Annotated in this window: 23 protein-coding genes and 1 pseudogene; 7 read left to right on the plus strand and 17 right to left on the minus strand. The window is 61.7% G+C overall.

Annotated elements, in window-relative coordinates; genetic code table 11:
- Positions 1–1,330 (minus strand): annotated as a pseudogene (rpoB, locus tag ABJF10_RS17110) (DNA-directed RNA polymerase subunit beta); the annotation flags it as partial.
- Positions 1,331–1,998: 668 nt separating this feature from the next.
- Here rpoB and ABJF10_RS17115 point away from each other — a divergent pair.
- A complete protein-coding gene (locus ABJF10_RS17115) occupies positions 1,999–2,292 on the plus strand; it encodes a hypothetical protein (RefSeq protein WP_348545809.1) in 294 nt (97 codons plus the stop codon).
- A gap of 145 nt (positions 2,293–2,437) precedes the next feature.
- Entirely contained in the window at positions 2,438–2,899 is a 462-nt protein-coding gene (locus ABJF10_RS17120) for a nuclear transport factor 2 family protein (RefSeq protein WP_348545810.1), read from the plus strand.
- Positions 2,900–2,942: 43 nt separating this feature from the next.
- Here the strand turns inward: ABJF10_RS17120 and ABJF10_RS17125 are convergent, their stop codons facing one another.
- From ABJF10_RS17125 to ABJF10_RS17170, 10 genes are all read right to left on the minus strand, one after another.
- Positions 2,943–3,719 carry a hypothetical protein gene (locus tag ABJF10_RS17125; RefSeq protein WP_348545811.1) on the minus strand — a complete coding sequence of 259 codons (777 nt, stop codon included), beginning with the start codon at positions 3,717–3,719 and terminating at the stop codon, positions 2,943–2,945.
- Between the two features lie 50 nt (positions 3,720–3,769).
- Positions 3,770–4,579: a hypothetical protein gene (locus tag ABJF10_RS17130; protein WP_348545812.1), complete on the minus strand. Its 810-nt coding sequence runs from the start codon at positions 4,577–4,579 to the stop codon at positions 3,770–3,772.
- A 162-nt stretch (positions 4,580–4,741) separates the two neighbouring features.
- Positions 4,742–5,128 (minus strand): 50S ribosomal protein L7/L12, encoded by a 387-nt coding sequence (gene rplL / locus ABJF10_RS17135; protein ID WP_348545813.1) that lies wholly within the window; start codon positions 5,126–5,128, stop codon positions 4,742–4,744.
- Between the two features lie 154 nt (positions 5,129–5,282).
- Entirely contained in the window at positions 5,283–5,807 is a 525-nt protein-coding gene (gene rplJ / locus ABJF10_RS17140; RefSeq protein ID WP_348545814.1) for a 50S ribosomal protein L10, read from the minus strand.
- Between the two features lie 15 nt (positions 5,808–5,822).
- Positions 5,823–6,524 carry a 50S ribosomal protein L1 gene (gene rplA / locus ABJF10_RS17145; RefSeq protein WP_348545815.1) on the minus strand — a complete coding sequence of 234 codons (702 nt, stop codon included), beginning with the start codon at positions 6,522–6,524 and terminating at the stop codon, positions 5,823–5,825.
- Between the two features lie 230 nt (positions 6,525–6,754).
- A complete protein-coding gene (locus tag ABJF10_RS17150) occupies positions 6,755–7,777 on the minus strand; it encodes a hypothetical protein (protein WP_348545816.1) in 1,023 nt (340 codons plus the stop codon).
- Positions 7,774–8,145 (minus strand): hypothetical protein, encoded by a 372-nt coding sequence (locus ABJF10_RS17155; RefSeq protein ID WP_348545817.1) that lies wholly within the window; start codon positions 8,143–8,145, stop codon positions 7,774–7,776. Before ABJF10_RS17155 ends, ABJF10_RS17150 begins: the two co-directional genes overlap by 4 nt.
- Complete coding sequence (locus tag ABJF10_RS17160; protein WP_348545818.1) at positions 8,142–8,723, minus strand: RNA polymerase sigma factor; 582 nt, start codon at positions 8,721–8,723, stop codon at positions 8,142–8,144. The genes ABJF10_RS17155 and ABJF10_RS17160 overlap by 4 nt, the downstream gene beginning before the upstream one ends.
- Before the next feature lie 102 nt (positions 8,724–8,825).
- Positions 8,826–9,722 carry a hypothetical protein gene (locus ABJF10_RS17165; protein WP_348545819.1) on the minus strand — a complete coding sequence of 299 codons (897 nt, stop codon included), beginning with the start codon at positions 9,720–9,722 and terminating at the stop codon, positions 8,826–8,828.
- Between the two features lie 115 nt (positions 9,723–9,837).
- The gene (locus tag ABJF10_RS17170; RefSeq protein ID WP_348545820.1) at positions 9,838–11,202 is read right to left on the minus strand and encodes a hypothetical protein; all 1,365 of its coding nucleotides are present in this window, start codon (positions 11,200–11,202) and stop codon (positions 9,838–9,840) included.
- Between the two features lie 344 nt (positions 11,203–11,546).
- Between ABJF10_RS17170 and ABJF10_RS17175 the strand changes: the two genes are divergently transcribed.
- Together ABJF10_RS17175 and ABJF10_RS17180 are read left to right on the plus strand one after the other, a co-directional pair.
- Positions 11,547–12,890, plus strand: coding sequence for a right-handed parallel beta-helix repeat-containing protein (locus tag ABJF10_RS17175; RefSeq protein WP_348545821.1), 1,344 nt, complete (start codon positions 11,547–11,549; stop codon positions 12,888–12,890).
- A gap of 108 nt (positions 12,891–12,998) precedes the next feature.
- Positions 12,999–13,427 carry a hypothetical protein gene (locus ABJF10_RS17180; RefSeq protein WP_348545822.1) on the plus strand — a complete coding sequence of 143 codons (429 nt, stop codon included), beginning with the start codon at positions 12,999–13,001 and terminating at the stop codon, positions 13,425–13,427.
- A 90-nt stretch (positions 13,428–13,517) separates the two neighbouring features.
- On the opposite strand, the gene ABJF10_RS17185 is transcribed toward ABJF10_RS17180, so the two are convergent.
- The 3 genes from ABJF10_RS17185 to ABJF10_RS17195 form a co-directional block, all read right to left on the minus strand.
- Positions 13,518–13,724 (minus strand): type II toxin-antitoxin system HicA family toxin, encoded by a 207-nt coding sequence (locus ABJF10_RS17185; RefSeq protein WP_348545823.1) that lies wholly within the window; start codon positions 13,722–13,724, stop codon positions 13,518–13,520.
- Positions 13,721–13,924: a type II toxin-antitoxin system HicB family antitoxin gene (locus ABJF10_RS17190; protein WP_348545831.1), complete on the minus strand. Its 204-nt coding sequence runs from the start codon at positions 13,922–13,924 to the stop codon at positions 13,721–13,723. Before ABJF10_RS17190 ends, ABJF10_RS17185 begins: the two co-directional genes overlap by 4 nt.
- 105 nt (positions 13,925–14,029) lie before the next feature.
- On the minus strand, positions 14,030–14,488 hold the full coding sequence (locus ABJF10_RS17195; protein ID WP_348545824.1) for a hypothetical protein: 459 nt from the start codon (positions 14,486–14,488) through the stop codon (positions 14,030–14,032).
- A 126-nt stretch (positions 14,489–14,614) separates the two neighbouring features.
- Here ABJF10_RS17195 and ABJF10_RS17200 point away from each other — a divergent pair, with 126 nt between their 5' ends.
- The 3 genes from ABJF10_RS17200 to ABJF10_RS17210 all read left to right on the plus strand — a co-directional run bounded on the left by ABJF10_RS17200 (position 14,615) and on the right by ABJF10_RS17210 (position 17,717).
- Positions 14,615–14,965 carry a nucleotide pyrophosphohydrolase gene (locus ABJF10_RS17200; protein ID WP_348545825.1) on the plus strand — a complete coding sequence of 117 codons (351 nt, stop codon included), beginning with the start codon at positions 14,615–14,617 and terminating at the stop codon, positions 14,963–14,965.
- Positions 14,966–15,224: 259 nt separating this feature from the next.
- Entirely contained in the window at positions 15,225–16,460 is a 1,236-nt protein-coding gene (locus tag ABJF10_RS17205) for a sodium:proton antiporter (RefSeq protein WP_348545826.1), read from the plus strand.
- 318 nt (positions 16,461–16,778) lie between these two features.
- On the plus strand, positions 16,779–17,717 hold the full coding sequence (locus ABJF10_RS17210; protein ID WP_348545827.1) for a LysM peptidoglycan-binding domain-containing protein: 939 nt from the start codon (positions 16,779–16,781) through the stop codon (positions 17,715–17,717).
- Between the two features lie 40 nt (positions 17,718–17,757).
- On the opposite strand, the gene ABJF10_RS17215 is transcribed toward ABJF10_RS17210, so the two are convergent.
- From ABJF10_RS17215 to ABJF10_RS17225, 3 genes are all read right to left on the minus strand, one after another.
- Complete coding sequence (locus tag ABJF10_RS17215) at positions 17,758–18,315, minus strand: DUF2062 domain-containing protein (RefSeq protein WP_348545828.1); 558 nt, start codon at positions 18,313–18,315, stop codon at positions 17,758–17,760.
- A 94-nt stretch (positions 18,316–18,409) separates the two neighbouring features.
- Positions 18,410–18,844, minus strand: a complete 435-nt coding sequence (locus ABJF10_RS17220; RefSeq protein ID WP_348545829.1) for a hypothetical protein — start codon at positions 18,842–18,844, stop codon at positions 18,410–18,412.
- Positions 18,845–18,979: 135 nt separating this feature from the next.
- A partial coding sequence (locus ABJF10_RS17225; RefSeq protein WP_348545830.1) for a hypothetical protein occupies positions 18,980–19,519 on the minus strand: 540 nt, incomplete at its 5' end.

Here is a 19,519-nt window from a genome sequence, read left to right on the forward strand (position 1 = left end):
CGAAGAAGTCGCGGATGACCGCGGACAGCGCCTTCGGATTGATCAGCTTCTGCGGGGTCATGCCCTCGATATTCACGTCGAACAGGGTCATGCGCTCCTTGACGAGACGCTCCGTGCGGGCCAGACCGACGCGGCACTGGTTGGCGAGCAATTCGCCGACCGTCCGGACGCGGCGTGAGCCGAGGTGATCGATGTCGTCGAGGGTGCCTTCCTGGCGGCGCAGACCGGTGAGGTACTTCATCGCGGCGATGAAATCTTCCTTGGTCATCACGCGCTCGTCGCCCTTCACGTCCACACCGTGCTTCTCGAGCTTCTGGTTGATCTTGTAACGCCCCACGCGGCCGAGATCGTACTTCTTCGGGTCGAAGAAGAGACGCTTCAGCAAGCCACGGGCGTTCGGCACGGTGGGTGGGTCGCCAGGACGCAGACGGCGGTAGATGTCCTTCAACGCTTCTTCCTCGTCGTGCGCCGGGTCCTTCTTCAGGGCCTTGATGATGGTGTCGTCATCCTTGGTGTCGACGACCTGCACGTCCTTCACGCCGAGCGAGAGGATCTGGCGGATGGTCGCCTTGGTCAGCGGCTCGAAAGCGCGCGCCACGGTGATTTCGCCGTCGCGGACGTCGGCGATGAGCACCTTGGTGAGGATTTCTTCTTCCTCGAGACCTTCGCTGAGCTTCAGCTTCTCGACAGTGTAGAACAGCTTGATGATCTCTTCGTCCGTGCCGTAACCGAGGGCGCGAAGGAAGGTGGTCGCCAGGAACTTCCGGCGGCGTTTGCGGCGGTCGAGATAGACGTAGAGCAGGTCGTTCGTGTCGAACTGCACTTCGACCCACGAGCCGCGGTCGGGAATGATGCGGAAGCTGAAGAGGACCTTGCCGTTCAAGTGCAGGGAGCTCTCGAAGCAGATGCCCGGCGAACGGTGCAACTGGGAGACCACGACGCGCTCCGCGCCATTGATCACGAAGGTGCCCTGCGGGGTCATGAGCGGGATTTCGCCCATGTAGACTTTCTCTTCCTTGGTGCCGTGCTCTTCCTTGAGCAGGAAAGTGACGTGCAGCGGGGCGCTGAAGGTCTGCCCTTCGCGCATGGCCTCGCGGATGCTCAGCTTCGGCTCGCCGATCTCGTAACTGGCGAAATCCAGCGTGACCTTTTCGTCGTAGCTGGTGATGGGGAAGACTTCCTTGAAGACCGCCTGCAGACCCGTGATCTTGCGCTTGGAGAGCGGCACATCCGTCTGGAGGAACTCAATGTACGAATCGAGCTGGATTTCAATGAGGTTGGGTGGCTCGGCGCCTTCCCGGAGTTTACCGAAGTATTTGCGTTCAGACATGGAGGTTGCTCGGTGGACTGGCTTTTACAGGTCGCCTTCGCTCCACAGCCAGAAAGTGGAGAGCGCGTGGAAATGAGTGGGTTATTGTGCCGTCAGACCCGGGGACGCAAAACGGCAGAGGCGCAGAAACGCAGGGGACGACATGCGTCCACTGCGTTTCGGTGTCTCTGCTGAAATTTTCGGAAAGTAACGGGCGGCGGCGGTGGTCAAGACAAAAAGCCGCGAGGGTGTGAATCTCGCGGGAAAGAAAAGGACGGGGAAACTGGTGCAGTCCCATGCCTCATGCAAGAAAATTTTCAAAAAAGTTTGATTTTCTTTTACACCCACCTTTGGCCGGGCGCCACTGTCGCCCAAGCGATCCCAAATTCAAGGCCGTAAAGCTTCGGAGCCCGCCCCCTTTTTCTCTGAGAATAGCCCCGCCGGTCTACCCACCGCGAGACCGGCTCACCCTTGCGCGTGGCCACACAGGTGTAGGGCGCGTGTCCCCACGCGCCGGAAGAAGAATCTCTTTCCCTCTGCGGCCCTTTCGCCTTTCTCTGCGCCCTCTGCGTTAAAAATCCCGCTGCGGCCCCTGTTTTGAGGCGCCCACGTGAAATTTTCTGCAATGGAGCCAACAGAGCCAATGGAGCAAGGCACTTTTTGCGCCGAGTCATGCGACACTTCCGCGCATGACCACCGACGAATCCCACTCCGCTCGCAACGGCAAGATTGCCCACTTCCCCACTGCCATCCGCCACAAACTCAATGAACGCCTCGCCACCGGCAAACGCCGCCGCTTCGTGCGGTCACTCACCGGGAAGCCGGGCGGTTTCCGCTACGAATGGAGGGCTTGGAATGGCTGGCACCAATCAAGCCGAATCAAGGTGAATCAAGGTGCGAAAAAGTTGGCCTCATTACCGGGAGACCCCCGCCCCGCAGCCGATGCAAATCAAGGAGCCCCGGCCAAAGAGCAGCCGATTTAAGGTGCCTTAAGCCCTCTTAAGCCGATTTAAGGTGCGAGTTTTTTTTCGCGGAGGCCGTGAGCGCGAACCAACCTCGGGACCGCTCCCCTCTTTGTCCGCTGATTGGTTTCGCCTCCACCCGCCATTTGCGCCAATATCCAATCCCATGAAATCCGCCCTCCTCCCGTTCCTCGCCATCCTTGCCCTCTCACTCGCCCCAGTCCGCGCTGCCGATGAGCCCCGCCTCGCTGCCCTTCAGGCCGCCGACGACGAGCGTGTAGCCGCCACCATGGCCGGGGACAGCGCCAGGCTCACGGCGATCTACTCCGACGATCTCCGCTATGCCCATTCCAGCGGCGCCGTGGACACCAAGGCCTCCTACATCGACGCCCTCTCCACTGGCCGGACCAAATACGTCTCGTGGGACTACCAAGAGCGGAACTTCACCTTCCCGGCACCCGGCATCGCCCTGATGGCCGGCCGCACCCGAATCAAGGTGGCGAAAGCCGACGGCACCACGGAAATGGTGCTCGCCTTCCTGGGCGTCTGGCGTGAGGAAAAGGGACAATGGCATTTCCTCGCCTGGCAGTCGGGCAAGCTGCCTGAGCCCGCGGCCGCGGCAAAATAGTTGGCTCAAGGGTGGCGACAGTAGATTCGTTGCCCAATGCTCCCTATTCCGCCTTCGTGACCACCGCCCGGACGATGTCCAATTCATAGCAATTCACCGGCTTCGTCAGCTTGTGAGCGGCAATCAGTTGGCGCTGCCCGCTTCGCACGGTCAAATCCAGATGAGTACGCGGGCTGGCAAATAGCGGTTGGGGCGCTGAAATCAGGGTGTTGTGCACAGTCAAGACAGGGCCATAATCTTCCATGCGCAAGAGTTCTGTCCGGCTGGGCTCCAGCCGCAAATAGATCCGCTTCCCCTGGCTCAAGACCGTCGGCTCGACTTCGAGGGTCACTCCCGTGTTGCGTGTCTCGAAGGCATTCGGGGTGCCTTCGACCGTCGCTTCATTGATATGGCCGGGCTCTGGTATCGGAGGTCCGAATGTGCGTGGCTCATGCGGCGGCTCGAATTCCGTAGGGTATCGTTTCTCCACGATCGTCTCCGAAACCGCCCTGCTGCCGTCCACCGTCCTCACCATCGGCCACGCGAGCAGCGTCGCCTCGCGGGTCTTGATCATGACCTGTAATTTGCGCCACGCCGCCTCGATCTTTACTTCGTTTTCAGATTGGAACTCGGGAATCAGTTCCATGGCTTTCGCTTCCTCCAACGCGACCATCTGGAGATCGACACAGACATTCCATTTGGCGTGGATGATCGCCTGCTCGCGCTCCGCCTCTTCGCGCCGCAATCTCGTATTCTCGGCTGACGGAGCCGCGGCAACCGGAACTGCCGGCGCCGCCAGTGCCTGCCCGAAGCCCGTCACGGGCAAGAGGTCAGTCGCCAACAGGAGGAGCGCGCCCACTGTCACGAGTTGTCGGTGGGAATGACGCATCGTTATTCCGCGCTCGTCACGACGGCCCGGACGAAATGGAGTTCGATAAAGCCCGCCGGTTTTGTCAGCTTGTGAATGGCGATCAATTGCCGTTGCCCACTCACAACGGTAAGAGACTCGGTGGTTTTTGAACTGGCGAAAAGGGGCTGGGGCGATCGCACGATGATCTTTCCCTTCGCGATCAAACTTTCATTCTTTTCCATTTCGAGCAGTTCCACCCGCTGGGAGACTACATCGAGGTGAACCCGCTTGCCCTCACCCAGGACCGTCGCCTGCACTTCCAGGGTCGCACCGATGTTGCGCGTCTCAAATTCCGTGGGAATGGCGTCCACCACGGTTGGTTTGTCTGCGGGAGCACTTGGGGAAGCCGCCGACTCCGGGGCGGTCTTCGGTGATAAGGGCGGCTCGAATTCGGTCGGGTATCGCTTCTCGTTGATCGATTCAGAAACAGCTCGTCCGCCGTCAATCATTCTCACCATCGGCCAGGCGAGCAACACCGCCTCCTTGGCCTTGATCATCACCTGGAGTTTGTCCCAGGCGGCGGCGACTTTCACCTGGTCGTCAGATTGCAGATCGGGAATTAACTCCAACGCCTTCGCTTCCTCCAACCTCACCATCTGAAGGTCCACGCCGATGTTCCATTTGGAATGAATGGCTGCTTCGCGCCGGACTTTCCAATCATCCTCGAACGGTCCGGACGCAGGGCCTGGCACAAGCAATGTCGCCGTCACCGGCGCGACGGGCGCACTCGCATCCTGGCCAAAGCTACCCGCCGACAATGCACCGGCGACAAAAAGAAGGAGAGTGAGCATCCTCATGGGGAGAACCGTTCGACGAAACAAATCGAGAACAATTCAAAAGTAATCGGATGGACACTCCCCTACAAAGCGAAATCGCCGCCCGGTTTCCCGGACGGCGATTTGCAAAAGCTTGGGACTTTGTGTGAAACGCGCGAGCGCTTCGGTCCGGACAGCTTACTTGACCTCGACGACGCCACCGGCCGCTTCGATCTTCTTCTTGATCTCTTCGGCTTCTTCCTTGGTGACGCCTTCCTTGACGGTCTTCGGAGCGCCTTCGACGAGGGCCTTGGCTTCGGCGAGGCCGAGTCCAGGAACCGCCGCGCGGACTTCCTTGATGATGGCGATTTTCTTCGCGGCATCACCAGACTTCAGGATGACGTCGAAGGCGGTCTTCTCCTCAACGGGAGCAGCCGCGGCTGCGGCACCACCACCGGCTGCCGCAACGGCAACTGGAGCAGCGGCGCTGACGCCCCACTTTTCTTCGAGCTGTTTGACGAGGTCAGCGACTTCCAGGACGGTGAGTCCGCTGAGCTGTTCTACTAACGTATTGGTATCGGCCATATGTTTGATCGGTATCGTCGCTACCGGAAGCTTCCGGTGATTTCAAAGCGGCAGCCGCCGCTCCGACGAGGAACCATTGGTTGTTTGTTTAAGGTGCGCGCGCCAAGAGCGACGCGCGCGATTTCCCGCCGGCTGGCACCGGCGGAGAAAGGGGTTACGCAGCGGCTGCGCCGTCCTTCTCGGCTTTGGCTTTGAGGAGGCGGGCCAGCGAGGACGCCGGCTCGTTGAGGACGCGGACGAGCTTGCTTGCCGGGGCGTTGAGCACACCCAGGAGGGTGGCGAGCAACACTTCGCGCGACGGGAGGTCGGCGATGGCGGCGATCTGGGCGGTCGAGACGACCACCTTGTCCACGATGCCGGTTTTGACTTCCGGCTTCTTGAACTCGGCGGTGAAATTCTTCAGCACCTTGGCCGCGGCGGCGACGTCTTTGTCGCCCACGATGATGGCGGTCTGGCCCTTGAGCTCGGCGAGCTCAGGCAGGCCGGCTTCCTTGGCCGCGCGGCGCAGGAAGGTGTTCTTCACGACGTGGCAACGGGCGCCCGTGGTGTGCAGGCGGTTCCGCAGCTCGGCAAATTGAGAGACTTTCAGGCCGGTGTAATCGGCCACGAAAAGGAACGGCGAGGCGTTCAGCTTCTTGTGGAGATCTTCGACGATAGTGGCTTTCGCAGGATGGGACATGACTTGGGTCTCCGATTAGAACTTGAGGAAGGACGAGGCGTCCACTTTCAGGCCGGGCGACATCGTCGCGCTCAGCGTCACATTCTCGACGAACACGCCCTTGGCCGTAGCCGGGCGGGCCTTGACGACCGCCTCGATGACGGTGCGGCCGTTGTCGACGAGCGCTTCCGGGGCGAAGGAAAACTTGCCGACCGGGACGGCGATGTTGCCGTTCTTGTCGAGCTTGAACTCCACGCGGCCCGCCTTCACTTCCTTCACGGCCTTCGCCGTGTCGTCGGTGACGGTGCCGGTCTTGGGGTTCGGCATGAGCCCGCGTGGCCCGAGGACCTTGCCGAGCTTGCGGACTTCCGCCATCGCGCCGGGCGTGGCGATCGCCACGTCGAAATCTTGAAAACCAGCGACGACCTTTTCGATGATGTCCTTGTAACCGACGAATTCCGCACCGGCTTCCCGGGCGGCCGTGGCGGACTGGCCTTCGGCGAAGACGAGCACGCGGACGTTCTTGCCCGAACCGTGCGGGAGCGGGGTGGTGCCGCGGACCATCTGGTCGCTTTGCTTGGGATCGACGCCAAGACGGAAGCTCAGGGTGACCGTCTGGTCGAACTTCGTGGCGGGGAGGGTCTTGAGAAGGGAGACGGCCTCGGCGAGCGGATAGCTCTTTTTGGCGTCGACCTTTTCAGAGGCCGCGCGATAACGTTTGCTGCGTGTGCTGGACATAAAGGGGTGCAGTTCTAGCGAGTCTAATGGCTCTCCTGCGTTACTGAGTTATATCCCGTCTCCGTAGTGGATGCGGGGCGCGAAAACTAGCGGAACTGTTTCCGGTGTCAAAACATTTTTCCGCAGATCGTGGATTCGGTCGAGAATGCGCTTTTTAGCCCTTTAAAAGGCCATTTTCGGCAATGGAGCCAATGGAACCAATGCAGCCCACACAGCCAATGGAGCCAGCGTCAGCGCTCTCCCGGCGGCGCGGCGCTGACCTTTTGGCTGAGAGCCTGGAGCGAACTGTTCCCCGTGAGCGCAGCCCAGAAGCCCAGCGAACGCACGGCGTACTTGGTTTCCACGCCTTTCACGTTGCCACTGCGCCCGACTTCCTGGCCGGCGGTGCGGGTGTTGCCCTGCGTGCTGATGACTCCGTCGCTGCTGATGCGCGAGACGAGCCACGCGACGCCTTTGTCGATGCTCTGCTTGAGCGCGGGCCGGTCCGCGGGATCCGCGACGATCGCGTAATAGTGAGTGGCGTAAACGAGGCCGGCCGCCTGATAGATGCTGTCGTAGCCACCTTTCTCGGGGTTCACGCCGTTGGGAAGCTGCGCGCGGAGGCCGCCGTGCAGCAGCGGCTTTGCAGTGGCGAGCAGTTCCTTGTCGTGGAGCAACACGCCGCTTTCGCCGAGCGCCGCGGCACAGGCGAACCAGCGATGCGCGAATTGCTTTTGCACCCCATTCCAGACCGGTCCGGCCACGGTGGGCTTGGCCATCCAGTGCGCGGCCTTGCCCAGCGCCGGTTTCAGCGCCTCGACGCGAGGCTGCCATTTTTCATGCGCGGGGCTGGCTTCGAGCAACAGCAGCGCATACGCCGTGGCCTCGATAAAGAACGACGCGCTGTGATAGGCGTCCTCGCACTGGAAGCTGCCGTCGGCTTCCATGTGGGCAAAGCCCCATTCGATCATCATCAGCCCGCGCTCGATCGCCGCGTCGTTGCCGAGCGCGAGCCCCGCGCCGATCGCCTCCGCGCCGATGCGCTGGTACTCGATGAACCACTTGCCGCCGTGCGTGGATTCCCAGGTGTTGTTCAGGCCAAACGCGCCGCTCGGCGCCATGCTCAGGCCGAAGCCGGGGCCGCTTTTGTAGAGCGTGGCCTTGGCAAAATCGCTCGTTTCAAAGGCGAGTGCGCTGTCGGCGGGCGTGGCCGCGGAACTGGGACCCGCGCCGGCGAGCATGAAGAGGATCAAAAGCAGGCAAGGTGTTTTCATGGATCGAGAATCAGGAGCCGGCTGGTGCCATCGGGGAATTTGACGAGGGCGGCAGGGGTGTCTTTGAGCAGGGCAAAAAGTTGTTCGTCATTCACCTGCCGGATCACGAGCGGCGCCGGCACGGATACGATCTGGGCGACGGGTGCCGTGGCCGGCACGGTGAGGAGCATGCTGTGTCTCCAGAACGCCGCGGAAAGCAGCGCCGCAAGGCCGGCCAGCAGTGCGGTATTCCAGCGGGAACGGTGACGACGGCGGCGCTCGGCATGGAGCAGGTGCAGCACGTCGGCGGAGCTGGGGCCGGAATGCTCCGCGGTGAAGGGAAGCACCTCGTGCAGCAGGGTGCGGAGTGCGTCGGGGTCGGGTTTCATGCGTGTTTTTTTTGTATTTCTTCCGCCATGGACTGCCGCAGCCGTTCGCGGATGCGGGCCAGTCTTCCTTCAACGGCGCGGATGGTGAGGGCGTGCCGCGAAGCGACTGCTTCCAGGGACTCACCGGAAAAGTAGCGCGCCTCAATGAGTGCGCGGTCGATGGCTCTGAGCCGCGCCAGGGCGGACTCGAGCGCGGGAAGGAGGTGATCGGAGGGGGAAGCGGTTTCGGCCTCGGCGGAGCGCAACTGCCACCAGCAGGTGAAGCGCTCCAGCATGCCGCGATAGCGACCGCCCGTGCGGCGCTGATCCGAGGCGGCGTGGCGGGCCGCGCAGGCCAGCCAATTCCAGAGCGCCGCTTCGTCCGGCAAAACACGGATGTGCCGGACCACGCGCAGCCAGACTGCTTGCGCAATCTCCCCGGCCAGCGTCTCGCAGCCCGCGCCCAGGGCGAAGCAGTAGCGGTGGATGCGAGAAGCCCACGCCCGGTGCAGCCAGGCGAACGCCCTTTCATCGCCTCGCTTCAGCGCAGCGGTCAGCCGGGGTACATCCCCCAGCGTGAACTCCTCCGCCAGTGGCATCGTCAGGGGGGTGACTGGCTCTGCCTGTTCCATGAAAAGCCGGGGCGCTGCGGCGGAGCAGGAGTCTGTGAGCGGATGGGACACGCGGCTTTGTGTTTCCGGCTAGGGCTTGCCCGCAGCCGCCGGCCGGGCCTCGAGTTCCTTGTTCTCCTTCAGCGCTTTGATCACCTGTTCCACGATCTCCTGCTGGGCTGCGGTGGCTTTCACGATCAAGGCGCGCGACTGCTTGTGCATGGAAAACTGCGGGAGCGGGGTGTTCGGTTCCCCTTTTTCCACGGCGGCGGTCACCCTTGCTGAGAATTGCCACGACCATTCGAGTCGCTGTGTGTTCGGTTCCCCATTTTCCACGGCGGCGGTCAACAGGTCCATCAGGGCTTTCTCATCGTCGGACGAAAAACCCTCGCTCTCGGCCCGTTTGACCTGGTCTGGAGACAGCACGTGCAGGAGGGACCCAACGGCATAGACACGGATGATCTGATGACCGGCGTCTCCCGGTGGCTTCCCTGGCGGGTCAGAAGCCGCCCCCGGGGCGGTCGCCACGGAAACATTGCCCGAGCCGGGCTGGGGCATCTTGTTCCTCGTGATCCGGTAGCCGATGATGGTCGGGGTATCGTCCGCCGCTCCCGCCGGGCCACGAATCGCCTCCAGGCTGCAGTCCGCCGCCGCGGCGGCGAGGGCCACGGCCTGCAAAGGCGTAACGCGATGCAGGATCAGAAGCTCGGGCGTTTCACAGGCCGCTGCCTCCTTGGTTAAGAAAATGGTGGGCAGGTCGCCCTCGTGCTCCGGCCAGTGGGGCGCGAGGTCATGTTGGATGTAACCCACGACCGCCCCCAACTCTCCCGGCGCAATCGTGAGCTTGCCATCCGTATCGGGATTGGCATCGCGTGCCGGCTCGCTCTTGGAGGAATCCGCAGGCGTGGGGCGCTCACCGGGGTTGGATTGGGCAGGCAACGCTCCCAAGGCAACCAGCAAGGCGGCAAGAAGAAGACGAGTTTTCATGTTCTATGGGGATGGAGGGCTGGAACGAGGTGTCATCCGGTATCACGACAGCGGGATCAGAAACCCACGAAGATTTCCAAATTTTTATGGCCGCCGCAGGGAATTTTAACCGGGGTCACTTCAGCGCCTCCCGGATCGCGGCCTTCATCACGGCTTCACTGCCGGGTGGGGTCCAGGCCCAGTCGTTCAGGTTCTGGTCGTTTTCCTCGAAAGCCCGGTCGATGGGAATGTAGCCGGGCCCGCATTCGCCATACCCCAGCACCATCAGGAAACTCTGCGGCCGGCATTCCTGGGCGAAGAGCGAAAACTCCACGTAAGCCTCCGCCGGCAAAAGCAGGAGCACGTGAGCAGGGTCGAATTCGATCGCCGGCACCTCCACCAAGTGGCCACGCTTCACGCGTTCGTACCAGGCCAACCCCATGGCGGCTTCGGAGCGGGCGAAGGGCCGCACGCCCCCGGCGAGCCGCTGGCGCACGAGCGCCTCGGTGTGGTTCGGGGTGTTGCGCGCACCCAAGGGCATCAGGGCGAGTTTGAAGCCGGGATGGGTGAGCGGCGTGCGCTCGGTATTCGCCCAGGCGGCTTCCATGGCGTCGTGCAGGCGGCCGGCCAGTTCCGTCCGGTTCCCCGGGGGACCGTTATTGTATTTGCCGGCGGTCACATTGCCCGCGCAACCGGTGGTGTAGATTTGCAACACCTCCGGGTGGGCCTGCTGCATGCGCGCCCGGGCTTCGCCGGGGAAATCGGCGGAGATCTTGCCGCCGCCGTAGCTGCTCATGGGATGCACCGCGTAGTTGTGCAAGGCGCAGATCGGCCGGTCGCCGTCCCAAAAGCTCAGCGTGCGCAACCATGGATCGATGGTCCCCTCATCGGCGTCCCGCGCTTCCTTGTCGATCGTGCGGCTGTAGCGTCCGTACGAAACCACGCCCGCACTGGTCACAAACCGCCGGTTGCTCGCGATGCGATCGACCTTCGCCCGCCCCGTCCCGAAATGCGTCACCCGCACCGCATGCGACAGACTCTCCCGCACCGATGCGACTACCCGCTGAATGCACTCCTCATTGAAAGCCGGCTGACACACCGACACCGCCTGCACCGGCGCCGCCGGATCGGGCGGGGGAATCCCCTGCCACGCCCCCGTCGCCTCCATGTCGCGCAACAGCTTCTCCGCATCCTCATCCATCACCGGCGCATCGTGCGCATGGGTCGCCGTCACCAGCACCCGCTGCGGATCCGTCCCCGCCGCCTCGGCCAGCGCCTGCTTCCATCTATCAAACGACGTCCCCCGAATCTCGCACCAGTCAAACGCGACCAACACGAACGGCTTGTCCCCGCCGAGCAACACAAACCCCTTGGCATACAACGGGTCCGCCACCGCCCGCGCCGGCGCGATTCCCCCACCCATGCACGGGTGCCCGATAGGGATGGTCACATCGACCGAGAAGGTCGCGAGGTGAAATTCCGCAGCGCGGGAGGACGCCATAGCGACGAGCAAAAACAGAAGAGTGGAGAATCTCGCAAACATGGGGGAGGCGCCTCGGAGACAGACGCGATATCGCTATCCAAATATCTCATCCATCAATAGGACGGAAGTCGCGCCTTTCAACAACGGTGCAGTCACAACACAGACGCGGAAGCGAATTTCCGGAGAGCGCGCTCCGCGGACCACCGCTCCGCTCCCTACCCACGGCAACCGAGTTGTCTTTAGGTGTGCCTGGCCCAAGCCTCACTTTGGCCAAGAGGAATAGCACCTTGGACCCGCGAATCGTCAGCATCGCTCGCGCCTTTTGCCATTGGCAATCGGCAGCGGCGGCGGGATATAGCGTTATGTTTCGCATCCCCGGGGTCTTTCTTTTTTGCTGCGCGCTCGCCCTCGGTGGGCGCGCTGGGCTTTCCGCCGATTACGAAATCGGCCCCGGACAAAAACTCGCCGCGCTGGCCGATGTGCCGTGGGAAAAACTCGGGCCGGGCGATGTCGTCACGGTCCACTGGCGCGCGGAGCCGTATCGCGAAAAATGGGTGCTCTGCGCGCGGGGGACGGAGGAAAAGCCAATCGTCGTGCGCGGCGTCGCGAATGAAAAAGGCGAATTGCCGGTGATCGACGGCGAGGGCGCGGCCACGCCTAAGGCGCTCGATTACTGGGGCGGTGAGCGCAGCGTCATCAAAATCGGCGGGGCGAACAAACCCGCGGACACGATGCCCGCCTACCTCGTCATCGAAAACCTCGACGTGCGCGGCGCGCGCCCGCCGTTCCATTTTCACAGACGCAAGGGCGAACAGGCCTACGTCAATAGCGCCGCCGCGATCACGATCGAAAAAGGCGAGCACATCACGATCCGCCACTGCGCGCTGCACGACAGCGGCAACGGACTTTTCGCCGCGCCCGCCACGCGCGACTTGCTGGTCGACGGCTGCCGCATTTTCGACAACGGCATCGAAGGCGACATTTACGAGCACAACAGCTATACCGAAGCGCTGGGCATCGTTTTTCAAAACTGCCGCTTTGGCCCGCTGCGGGCCGGCTGCCCCGGCAATAATCTGAAAGACCGCAGCGCGGGCCTCGTGGTGCGCGACAACTGGATCGAGGGCGGCAACCGCGCGCTCGATCTGGTCGATACCGGCTCGCCGGAGTTGCGCGACGCGCCGTCGTATCGCGAGACGTTCGTTTTTGGAAACGTGCTCATCAAAACCGACGACGCGATCAACAACCAGGTCGTCCACTACGGTGGCGATAGCGGAAAAATCGCGCTGTATCGCCAGGGCACGCTCCATTTCTTTCACAACACCGTCGTCTCGCGCCGCACGGGTAACACCGCGCTGTTCGGCTTGTCGACCAACGAAGAGCGCGTCGATGGTCGCAACAATATCGTCTGGTGCGCGGCCGGAGGCGCGCGCCTGGCGCTCTGCGACGGTCCCGGACAAATCCATCTGCTCGGCAACTGGCTCTCGCGCGGCTTCGTGAACAGCCAGGGCAAAATGAGTGGTGAAATTTCCGGCGCGGAGAATTCCCTCCTCGGCGACACGCCCGGTTTTGCCGATGCCGCGCACGACGATTTTCACCTCGCGCCGAACTCGCCCTGTCTCGGCCGCGCCGGCGAGATTTCACCGGAAATCCTGTCCGCGCATCCCGTAAAAAATCCGCGCGACATCGGCGCCTTCGGCGCGCCGTAGGAGGTCAGGCCTGGCCATGCTCCGCTCCGCCGTCCGCGGCCACCGAGTTGCCCCTTGAGATTGCGTGACGAAAGCCTACCTTTGTCCACTAGGAAAAGCACCCCTCCTATGAATCGCCTCATCGTCATCCTGGCAGTCGTGGGCGCCTTCGTCTGCTTCAACGCCAGCGGAGCCGAGGACAAGCTCTGGTCGGACAATAAACTCACTCCTGCACAACCATTTCCCGGGAAAGTTTGTGCGGTAGCCACCCTTTGGCCAGGATACGATCTCTTAATTGAAGAGAACGGTGGCCCGCGCGTCTGTCTTGTCCGGGTATGGATCCCCCATCCCTTGGAGTATTCAGTGCTCGATCCCACCAAGGGAGAGACCAAAGAAAACCCCAAATGCCTCGAGGCGAATGGCAATTGGACCTACCTGTCACCGGCGATCGACGTTGACCGATTCAGTTGGAGCATCGGACCGATGGGAATCGGCCGTTTCTTCGGTGATCAGGATGTCTTGCGCAAAGTCATTGCCTTTTCAGCGCAGAGCAAATGACGTCTCAGCAGGCGCTGCACTCTAATCCCTGGGCTGGCTTGTCTGCGGGCCTTTGGCCCTCACCCCTGCACGGCAATTCGTGAAGATTTCCTAAAGGTCTTCTTCCCTCAATCCCGCAATCTTCATCTGCGCCTTGAGCAGCCCGATCTTCAGCGGTTGATGGCCGTGAATCGGAATCACGATTCGTTCGCGGCAACCTGCCTTGGTAAAGATATGATGACTGCCCTTCACCCGGCTCAACGTCCACCCACACGACTGCACGGCGCGGGCCAAATCCCTCCCAGTCACCTGTTTCACACCACCAGTTCCAAAATCTGATCCTCGGCATCCAGAGGTTCGTCGGGCGAACCCGCTTCGAGCCACAATTCCACGGCTTCTTTCAAATTCGCCCGCAGTTCCTCCATCGTCTCGCCCTGGGTGACGCAGCCGGGAAGGGCCGGCACTTCGGCCCAAAAACCGCCCTCCTCCGCTTTATGGATCACGGCTCGGATGTTCATATCCCCAGCATCTAGCAGGATTTCCGACTTCATCAACGCGCCTCTTCGTCGAGCGGGTGGCCGGGTGAACAACCCCTGCTCCCAAAGCGAGGCGAGGAATTCAACTCAATCGCCGGCGCGGTTGAGGAGTTTTTGCAGCCGGGCGTAGCGGATCGAGACTGATGCCATAGGGACAATCTTGCCGTTCACCATGGCTTCGGCGTAGATGAAATAGGTGAAGCAGAGATCGGGATCGTCGAGCTCTTTTCGGGTCAGGATGAATGTGCAGGTGATCGAGTTGCCGGAATGCCGCGCTTCCAGAGGACGAACTGGGCTGACACTTTCGCCGGTCAGAAAACCATCGGGACCGCGGGTGATTTTGACGATGCTGAGGGCGATGGTCGGGCTTTTGCCGCTGAGGGCTTTCTTGTCAGGCGCGGTGATGTGGAACTGGATTTCACCGGTGGCGAGTTCCTCGGAACGAATATCGAAAACCTGGCCGGATTGATCCTGATCACCGAGTTTGATTTCCGAGAAATCGCCGACAGCGCGGGCTGGGCAGCAGGTAAAGGCGGCGAGCGACAAAGCGAGCAGGAGCGGGAAGATTTTCATACGGAAACGCGATGAAAGAGAGGCACCGTGCAGTCGTCTGTGCTGGAAGACACTATGGCATGTTCTTGCTTACCGCAGTCTTTTTCAGAGCATGCCGCCATGACCTTTGACGCATTACGTGCCCAGATCCTGGCGTTTCGGGATGAGAGGGATTGGGACCAATTTCACCAGCCGAAGGAACTTGCGATGGCGTTGTCCATTGAGGCGAGTGAATTGCTGGAACACTTTCTTTGGAAATCGCCGGCGGAGGTGGAGGAGCGGATTGCCACGCGGCAAGAGGACATCGCCGATGAACTCGCGGACGTGGCGGTTTATCTCATCGAGCTCGCGGACAAAGTCGGCGTGGATTTGCCGACGGCGATCCAGCGGAAGATGGCGAAGAATGCGCTCAAGTATCCCGTCGAGAAGGCGAAGGGCAGCAACAAGAAGTACTCCGAATTCAGGGAGTGAAGATCACCACGAAGGCACGAAGACACGAAGGGGCAACGGGAAGGTCTCCTATGCAGGACTGCTGCTTCCTTCGTGCCTTTGTGTCTTCGTGGTGAACCCTCCACCTCACGCTTGACGATGCACCGTGCGGAACGCGCCATCGACCGACTTGCCAGGTCCGTGTTTGAGGGCGATGCCGGTCAGGACCATTCCCCGAAACAGAGAATTGACCGCACGATTTGCTGGCCTCCGAACATGACTGCCGCAAACTCCCTGCCTGATGACCCTATTCCAAATCATCGCCATTCTCATCTCGCTGACGGCGATCTTCAGCTACCTGAATTACCGCTACTTCAAGCTCCCGGCGACGATCGGGGTGATGCTGATCGCCCTGCTGGTTTCGCTGGCGTTGATCATCGCCGGGCATTTCGCGCCATGGATCCGCGAAGGCGCCGAGGATTTGCTGCGGCAAGTCGAATTCGGCAATGCGCTGATGCAGGGCATGCTGTGTTTTCTGCTCTTCGCAGGGGCCCTGCACATCGACCTGAACGATCTGGCGGATCACAAAGGCGTGATCGCGACGCTGGCGGTCGCGGGGGTGGTGATCTCCCTGTTTGTCTTCGGGACGCTGATTCATTGGGCGCTCGGCTGGCTGGGATTCGAACTGAGTTACGTGTGGTGCCTGCTGTTTGGCGCGCTGATTTCGCCGACCGATCCGGTGGCGGTGATCGGCATCCTGAAAGACGCCAAAGTGCCGCGCGCCCTGGAAGTGCAGATCGCCGGGGAGTCGCTGTTCAACGACGGCATCGGGGTGGTGGCGTTCATCGTCCTGAGTGAAATCGCGGTGGCCGGCCAGAACGCGTCCGCGGGACACATCGGCCTGTTATTCCTCGAAGAAGCGGTGGGTGGAGCGGTGTTTGGATTTGGGATGGGATGGATCGCCTATCGCCTGCTGAAGAGCGTGGATAATTACCGTGTGGAGGTGATGCTGACCCTCGCCCTGGTGATGGGCGGTTACGCGCTGGCAGCGGCGATTCACGTCAGCGGCCCGATCGCCGTGGTGGTGGCCGGCTTGTTCATCGGCAACCATGGCCGGCGGTTCGCCATGAGCGACACGACGCGCCATAACCTGGACGCGTTTTGGGAACTGATCGACGAAATCCTGAATGCCCTTCTCTTCGTGCTGATTGGACTGGAGATGCTGGTGCTGGCCTTCACCCGCGATCTCTTTTTTGCGGGACTGCTGGCCATCCCGGCGATTCTGCTGGCCCGTTGGGTGAGCGTGGTCGTGCCCGTGACCGTGATCCGGCGCTGGCGGGAGTTCACGCCGGGCGCGGTCACGATCATGACGTGGGGCGGTTTGCGTGGCGGCATCTCCGTGGCGCTCGCTCTGTCGCTGCCGCCCAGCCCCGAACGAGACACGGTGCTGGCCGTGACCTATATCGTGGTCATCTTTTCGATCCTGGTCCAGGGCTTGACCCTCGAGCGCGTAGTGCGCGCCTTGGTGAAGCATTGACGTGATCTCCGGTGCGGGTGAGGGCGGCACGGCCAAAGGCGGTTGCGTGGTCTGCCGGTCCCGCCTTTTTTTTGCGTCCGCAGAACACGGCGAATACGAATGATGTGTGCCAAATGCTCTCAACTGGCCGCGCGCCGGCCGCATCCGCAGACGAGATCCGGTGAAGTGCGTCAGATTTACTTTGAAGATGAACAACGGCGCCTCCCGCGATGTCGTTATGAATCAACACCGACCAGTCCCATTGCCCATCCATGTCCTCACTCCGAAATCCATGAACCATCACGCCCGCCCCCGTGCGCCCAAGCGCGCGGGACGATCATGAGAAACTCGCGCGTCGGCATTGTGACCGTCGTCGCGTTGAGCATCGGCTTTGCAGCGGGATATTTCTCCTACATCGTCCGTTTTCCCTTGCGACATGAACGTCCGGAGTTGTTCACCGCGGCGGCGGCCCAACGCCCGCCGCCCCCCCCCAACCCGATCGATGCCGAGGTGGAAAAAGCGCGCAAGTTGCAAGCGGCCGGCAAACTGGTCGAGGCGCAAACGCTCCTCGAGGATCAACTCCACATTTACCCGCAAGCGCCGGCGACCCACGACGCCAGGGAGCTGCTGGGCGAAATCAACACCGAGCTCTTTTTCTCCCGGGACGACCTTTACGGCAAAACGGAATATACGGTGGGGCGCGGCGATTCGCTGGCCCGCATTGCGCGACAGCTCAATTCCAGCCCGGAGATGATCATGCGGGCCAACGCTCTCGACTCGACGGTGATCCATCCGGGCGAGCGTCTGCTCGTCCCGGACGGCGATTTTACGGTCACAATTGACCTACCCAAGCAGCGGGTGGTGGTGCACCACGGAAATGGATTCTTCAAGCAGTACCCCATTCAATCGATCAACCTGCCGCGAGCGGGCCAGACCCGCATCACCACCAAAGTCACCGCGACTACTTTTTGGAAAGACGGCGCGCGCGTGCTGCCGAGCGCCGACCATGCCGAAGGCGCCACGCCTTGGGTGCACTTCGCCCGGCCGGGTTGCATCCTGTACGGCGTTTCCGAAGAAGACGGCGTGGAAAACGGCGCCGTGGAGGTGGCCGAAAGCGAAGCGGCGAGCGGAGCCACGGCAACGACACCGGCGGCTACACCGACGCCCAATCCGGACGTTCCGCCCTACGGCATCGCCATGTTCAAGGACGATCTCGCCGAACTCCAATTGCTCCTGCGCCGTGGGACGCCCGTGACGATCGTGCGGGAGGACAAGTAAGGCGTGGCGGGCAAATCGGTGTCGGCAAACGATCCATGGATCAGGGGCGATTTGCGGTCCCAGGCGGAGGCGGTGTTTCGTCAGGCAGCTGGGGTGCAGTCTTCGGCGTCCGCGCTTCATTCCAAAGCAGGGTTATTCCACCGTAAGCAAGCGCGGCCGCCAAACTGCTGAAAACGAGACTGCCGGCCCACAGCGGTCGCGCGTAGCGGGCGAAGTTGCGCAGGGCCGACGCGTAGCCTTCCAAGTCGCGCGGTTGGGGTGTGCCGACCAGCCAGATGCCCAATTGATATTCCAGCGGGTAGATGATCGCCGCGCTGAAGGGATTGGTGACGAATGAACCGGCCAGGGCCATCGGGATATTCACGCGGAGAAAAACAGCCGCCACACCGGAAAGAATCAGTTGGATGCCCATCGTCGGGGAGAAGCCGACAAATAAACCCAGGGCCAGGCCGCCGGCCACCGTCTGGCGCGTGGGCTTCCAAAGTGCCTCTGCGAACAGTCTCTCGCCAAGGAGCCGGTGCAGACGGCCGCCCTTGAGATGCCGGCGCCGCGGGATGTGACGAAGCCAATGATAGTAGCGGCGTTTGAACGAATGCATCACTGGAACAAAGCAACAACCGGGCGCGACGAACGCAATGCGACGTGACGGGGCCGTCGTCGGGCCACCTCACACCTGCCATTTTTGGACAGTCTTACTGGACGGATTTGGGGAAATGTTTCTGCGCGCATTCCGGGCATATGCCATGACCAAGCTCCGCGGCCGACCGCGCGGAGATATATGCTTCCATACTTTGCCATTGGTCGTCCGCATCGCGAATCCGCTTGCACCAGGCGCAGGTAGGAAGAATGCCCTGCAAAACGCCGATTTCGGCTTTTTGGCGGCGCACCAGATCGATGAGGAGAGCGAAGCAGGAAAACGTCCCGATTCTGATCAAGGCAGTGATCGCGGCCTCATTGGCCGTCACCGGAGTAGCCCACATGAAATAAAAGCCGAGATCCACCAAAGGCGCCCCTACGGCCAGAACCAACGCCCACCGTCTGCCGTTGAACCACGCGGCCAGCGCCACTGGGAAAAACAAAAGGACGGCGAGGACGACGGCAAATCCAGATAAATAATCGAGCCACAATATCGCCCCGGCGAGCAGGGCCCAGCAGAGGGGGTAGAAATTCTTCACGACACACGATACCTCATTCACAGCCGTCTGGCATCCTGCGTTACGAACGCACCTGTCGGTCCTCCGGAATTCGGGACATGGAGAATGTCATCGCGCCGTCCTGGCCGCTTCCAATTGCCGCCGGAGACCCGCAGTGATTTTGGGAAAAGCCACCAATCGCCACTCGCCGTTCAACCACCGCGCACGCAGGACTTGAAAATGCTCTTCGGCGGCCGAATCGAGCCCCCGATGCGCGCTTTGATAGATCACGTAAGCGAATCCGCGCGCTTCGGTGATGGCATGGATGTCCACGGAAATCCGTCCCCCATGGGCATCGCCTTGCTTGCCGGGCGCCGGCTCCATTCCGCTATGGTAGCGAAGCCAGAAGTCCCTCGGGGAAAGGGCGCGGAGCAATTTGGGATCGCTGACCCCGCGCCGGCGCCAATAGTCACCCCAAAAGCCATGCCAACGCTCTTCAGCCAGCTTAAGCAGTATCCGTCGCTGGGGCTCGAATGAATCGTAGTCGAGACGTTCCCGGAACGCCACGGGACGGCCGGAATAGTCCCACGAGGCATACTCCTTGGTGAGCTGTTTGAGGGCAACCAGATCGTCATTCGTCAGCGCGCCCAAGGACATCGACTTCAGCGC

The organism is Chthoniobacter sp., assembly GCF_040003245.1.
Lineage (GTDB): Bacteria > Verrucomicrobiota > Verrucomicrobiia > Chthoniobacterales > Chthoniobacteraceae > Chthoniobacter.